Genomic DNA, 5,434 nt, shown 5'->3' with positions numbered 1-5,434 from the left:
TTTTCTTTCATTCTTTACCACTTATCTGTTCCATTTTATAACTTCTTAAATATTCTATTATTTGTTTGAAAGAATAATTTTTGTGCAAGTCCAATTTAATAAATTGGTTCTTAACACGTGTTCCAATTATTAATGATAAGTAGTTTATAAATTCAGTTGTATAAACTTTCATTTCAGAATGAACTCTGGTTTTTGATAATTCTAAAATGTTTTTGTAAAAATTGAACATTTCTTCAATCTCTCATCTTTGATCATAAAGTGTGTATACATCTTCTAAACTCAAATCTACATTTGATTCAAAAGCAATTGTTCCAAAATATTCTTCTTCTTTTTTGAATTCAGAAATATCAAAATTATCTTTTCTCAAATGTCTTTGATACCTACCAATACTTTCTTTTCCAGCAATTTCTAAGTCTTTAAATAAATAGTAAAATTTGTTGTTTATTTGTTCTTTAGAACCTAAAAGTTGTTTTCCTTTAATGCTTACAGGAGTTAGTTTATCTATAAAATTTTCAGATTTAATGAATTTTGTATTTCTTTTTAAAGGAAGTAGATATTTAATGTTTTTGTTTTGTTTTAATAAATCAGAAATAGCATTTGTTCTAAACCTTTTATCAGCTATTAAAATCTCATCATTGCTTGGAACTTTTTCTAAAAAATCCTCAAAAATGCTACTATCTAGCATATTTCCTTGATATGGTCTTTGATAAATCGGTTCTTTTGTTTCTAAATCACAAGTATACAATAAAGTGAAATCTTTACTACCTTTTACTTTTCCTTTTCTTGATCATTGCGAAAAAGTACAATCACTAGAATTGTATGATTTTAGAGTTCCATCAATAATTTGAACTTTACCTTTAAATTCTTGCATTCTATCTTCCATAAATTTTTTGATTCTTAAATAAGCACGCCCAGTTTTTTCAAAAAATTCAGGAAGAAGAGATTCTGAAAGTCCAACTTTTTTAAATATTTCTGATAAGAATGAAGTTTCATAATAATGCTTTAAATCTCTGTTAACTGCTTTTGGATAAGCACATCTTATCAATGCAATAACATAAAGTTTTAAGGTAGTTACATCATCAAAATGTTTCAATAATTTTTCTAAAACATCTTCACTGTTTTTTGTAAATATTGCAACGTTTCCATACTCTTTAACATCAGTACCTGTTTCAATTAATTCTTTTTTCTTTTTTGATCTTTGACCAACTGGAATTGGTGTTTCAAAAGGTACAAATTGAAAATCTATTATTTCACCAACTATTTCCAGATCAACTGGTATAGCTTTTCCGTTAACGTATTTACTAGTTCTTTTTACAACTTTATATTTTCCAAAATAATCTTTTACAACTGTGTTTTTAGGTCTTGCAACTTGTCTTATTTCTAAAGGTATCGCTATTTTATCTCTCTTTTCCTTTTATATAGCATTATATCTATATTATAACATAAAAAAAAGACATAAAATAATAGTTTTTTTAACTTATTCCATGTCTGTTTAAATTAATTTTAAGTAATTATTCATGCTTGATCTTATACATTTTAAGGTTATTTATAAAAAACTGCTTAATTTTCAAGTTTTTCTATAGTCATATTAGGTAGAACTTTTATAGTTCAAGATAGTGGGAAGTTTTCAATAATTGCTTTAATCACAGTTAGTGGATCATCATGATATTCTTTCAATTCATGTAAATAACCATAACCGAATCTGAATTCAAACCCCTTGTTATCTCTTCTCGGCACCCCAATTGATAAATATTCACCCTTCTTAACTCTTGCTATTGATGTTCTTCATTGTCTTTTTGTATCTTTTCTTGACTTTTTCATATTTCTATTATATCATATTTAAGCATAAAAGTATAGATATTTATATTTTTTTATAAAAAATATAGCTAATAAAAACGTGCTGTTTTTGTAACTAAGTGGGAAACGTAGGAAAATAGTTGTGTTGGTTTTTTATATAAGTACTTCACATCTGTTAGGTGTTTTTCGTTTTAAATGTTTTAAATTTTTTTTATTGTTATATCATTTAATAAATTATTTGATTTCATTTTTTAATTGGTTGAAAGTTGGTTTTCATACAGCTTTTTAAAATCAAAAAACATTTCTTACTTTAATATTAAAAAGAAATATAAGACCTGTTTTTATTATCAAATTTTAACTCTTTTTTTAGGAGCAATATACATTTTGTCTTCTGGTTGAATGTTGAAAGCTTTAACAAACTCTTCATTATTAGCCGCCTGGATGTTAGCTCTTAATTCAGCAGGTGCATGTGGGTCTTGTTCAAGTAAACGTTTAGCACGTTCAGGTTTAAATTTAGCTTTTCAAGTTTTTGCTCAATTAATGAAGAATTTTTCAGCACTATAGTCAGGTTCTCTTTTAGCAGCTTCTAATGCACAACTTACACCACCAGCATCAGCAATATTTTCACTAACAGTTAGTTGACCATTGCATTTACCATAATCAGTTTCAACACCTTCAAAAAGATCAATCATTGCTTTGGTTTTATTGGTAAATTTAGCAAAATCCTCTTGTGTTCATCACATTTTTAAACAACCTTTTTCATCAAAATTAGCACCATTATTGTCAAATGCATGTGAAATTTCATGAGCAATTATAGCTCCAATACCACCATAATTTTCTGAGGTTGTATGTTTAATTGAATAGAAGGCACCTTGTAATATTCCAGCTGGAAAAACAATGTGGTTGTACATTGGGTGATAGTAGGCGTTAACTTGGTATGGGGTCATAATTCAATAGTTTTTATTAATTGGTTGTTTATATTGATTTAAGTTGTATTTATGTAATATTTCATTAAATTTTAAAACATTTTCAATCAATAAATTTGATGTTGTTGTTAGTTCACTATAATAAGGTCTTAATTCAGTAGGATATCCAATATGTGCATTTAAAGTATTCAATTTTAAAATTGCTTTATCGATTGTATTTTGACTCAATCAGGTGTTTTTTTGCAATCTTTTTTTGTATATTTCAATCATATGTTTAACCATTTTTTCAACATCACTTTTAGCTTTTGCACCTAATTGTTTTTTACCAAAATATACACCTATTGGCATAGAAAAGAATTTTAATGCTAAATTTAAGGCGTGTTTATTTTTATTTTCAACCTTGTCTTGACCGCTTACAAATAGCGAATATTTAGATGCTAAAGTACGAGTTTTTTCATCTAGATATGGTGCAAAAGTTAAAACTAATTTAATAAGCATTCAAGCTCTAATTAATTCAAAGTTTTTTTCGTTTAAGATTTTATCAATATTTAATGCAAAATTATCATCTGAAAAAATTATTTTATCAACTTCATCATTAATTACTTTACTTACTATGCTAGCAATATTAAAATACTTGGTCTTAGCAACAATTTTTTTGTAATCATAAGGTTTATAAAGTTCAGTATAACGAACTTTTTGTAGCGAAGTTAGTGAGTATTTAGCAATAATTTCATCAAACTTTAAAGCTTTGTGAATGATTTTATTAATTTCAGAAGTGTTTTTAATAAATAGTGTTAATAACTTTCTAGCCATTGCTTTAAATGATTTTAGAAACGCTGCTTTTTGTTCTTTTATATCATAGTGACTTTTGTCAGGAAGAATATGATTAGCAATACTTACATAAAGAGTCTGGATTGATGAATCTAAAAAGTCTAAAAAAACACCAAAACTAATAGGTAGCTCATAGCCTCTTAACATAAATTTCACATAGTTGTCTTGTAGCTCTTTTAGTGATGAAAGATTTAAAATTTGATCAAAATAAGGCTTTAGTGGACTTACACCTAACTCGTTTCTTTTCTCAATATCACTTGTTAATTTGTAGAAATTGGCAAAATTAATTAAGTTAACATCACTTAATTTGTTTGTCTTGTTTTGTTGTAAAATTTTTTTTGCCATACGTGTAACTATTTTTTCATTGCGAATGTCTAGTTCATCAAATTCACTTGTTGAAGAGCGATCTGATGGAATTTTAGTTGTTTCTAATCATTCATTATTAATAGCCTTGAATAGATTATCTTTTACATTATATTTCATTGCGACTCCTTATTTGAGTAATCTCTCATAGATTTTATTATAAGTTGTCATAGATATTTGCTCAATAATTTCTTTTTACCTACAACAAAAGCTCAAGAACAACATTAGTTGACTTGAATTTTTTATTGTATCACTATTAAATAACACGTTTAAATAAAAAGGTGAAGATAATTTTTATTGTGTATAATAAAAACCACTGTTTAAAAAACAAAAGAAAAGAATAAATAAATGCTCGTACCCCGAAATCTGGACTTTTTTAAGTGGAAGCCTGTCTTGTATATTCAACAGGTGTTAGTCCGCTTAGTTTTAATCTAATTCTTTTATTATTATATCAATAAATATATCAATTTAATTTCTCAATAACTTGATCAATATTTTTATATTTTCTATTATAGAACATTTCTCTTTTTAATATACTAAAGAAATTTTCTGCAGGTGAATTGTTTAGACAATTTCCTTTTCTAGACATACTTTGAATAGAACCTGCTTTTTCTAATTTTTCTACAAATGATTTATGTTGGTAATGAATTCCTTGGTCGGTATGTATTATAGTTTCACCAGGAATTATCTTGTCTATAAAGCTATCAAGAGCTCTATTTGTCATATCAACAGTTGGTCTAGTTCCATAGCTGTAACTAACGATCTGATTGTTGAATGAGTCTTTATAGATTTGTAAATATAGTTTTTGTTTTCCGAACTTTAATTCGGTTAAATCACCAAATATTTTTAAAAATGGTCCATCTGCTTTAAAATCTCTTTTTATTACGTTATTAGTAACGGTTCTGACAGTTCCTTTGTAAGAACTGTATTTTCGACGTCTAGAAGCGTTATAAATAGAAATTCAACCGTTTTCTTCATTATCTGTAACACTTTCTTTTTACTAATTTTATAACCTAACAGTTTTAATTGAATGTGTATACGTTTATGACCAAAATCACGGTCATTATCGTAGAAAATCTCTTCAATTTTTGAAGTAATTTCTTTGTATTTATCGTTTCTATCGATATTTTGTCTTAATTTTTGCTTTCATTCATAAAAACTTGATTTATTAATATCTAGCAATTTAAGTCAATAACTCATCTTTATATTAGGAAATTTTTGCTCTAATTCTATTATGATTTTTGACTTTTCTTTGTTTTTGATTGAATTAGAGCTCTCAACTTTTTTAAATAAACAATCTCAGCTCTTGCTAATTCTAGTTCATGTGCTAATTGTTCTTTGGTCTTATCTTCTGTTTCAATTAACTTCTTTTTGTTAGATGGCATGTTATAGATATCTTTTACATTTCCTATCAATTTATAAATACCAGCAAAACCATCACTATAATATTTACTTTTTCACAAAGATAATGTTAATGCATATGCCAAGTGCATTGTCAAGTCTTTTTTTTTTTTTTT

The 5,434-nt window shown here is 26.3% G+C and carries 2 protein-coding genes and 2 pseudogenes; all 4 read right to left on the bottom strand.

From position 1 onward, the window contains the following. Positions 1 to 1,093: transposase (locus AB668_RS00335; RefSeq protein ID WP_235443309.1), on the bottom strand; the 1,093-nt coding region annotated here is incomplete at its 3' end. 512 nt (positions 1,094 to 1,605) lie between these two features. Beyond that, positions 1,606 to 1,821 (bottom strand): annotated as a pseudogene (locus AB668_RS00330) (IS1634 family transposase); the annotation flags it as partial. Positions 1,822 to 2,141: 320 nt separating this feature from the next. After that, positions 2,142 to 4,037: a M13 family metallopeptidase gene (locus tag AB668_RS00325; protein WP_050517142.1), complete on the bottom strand. Its 1,896-nt coding sequence runs from the start codon at positions 4,035 to 4,037 to the stop codon at positions 2,142 to 2,144. 256 nt (positions 4,038 to 4,293) lie between these two features. Then, a pseudogene (locus AB668_RS05220) lies at positions 4,294 to 5,434 on the bottom strand (IS3 family transposase); the annotation flags it as partial.

This window comes from Mycoplasma sp. HU2014 (genome assembly GCF_001199495.1).
GTDB lineage: Bacteria > Bacillota_I > Bacilli_A > Mycoplasmatales > Mycoplasmataceae > Mycoplasma.
The sequence above is the reverse complement of the archived record's forward strand: the minus strand, read 5'-3'. Positions and strand labels throughout refer to the sequence as shown.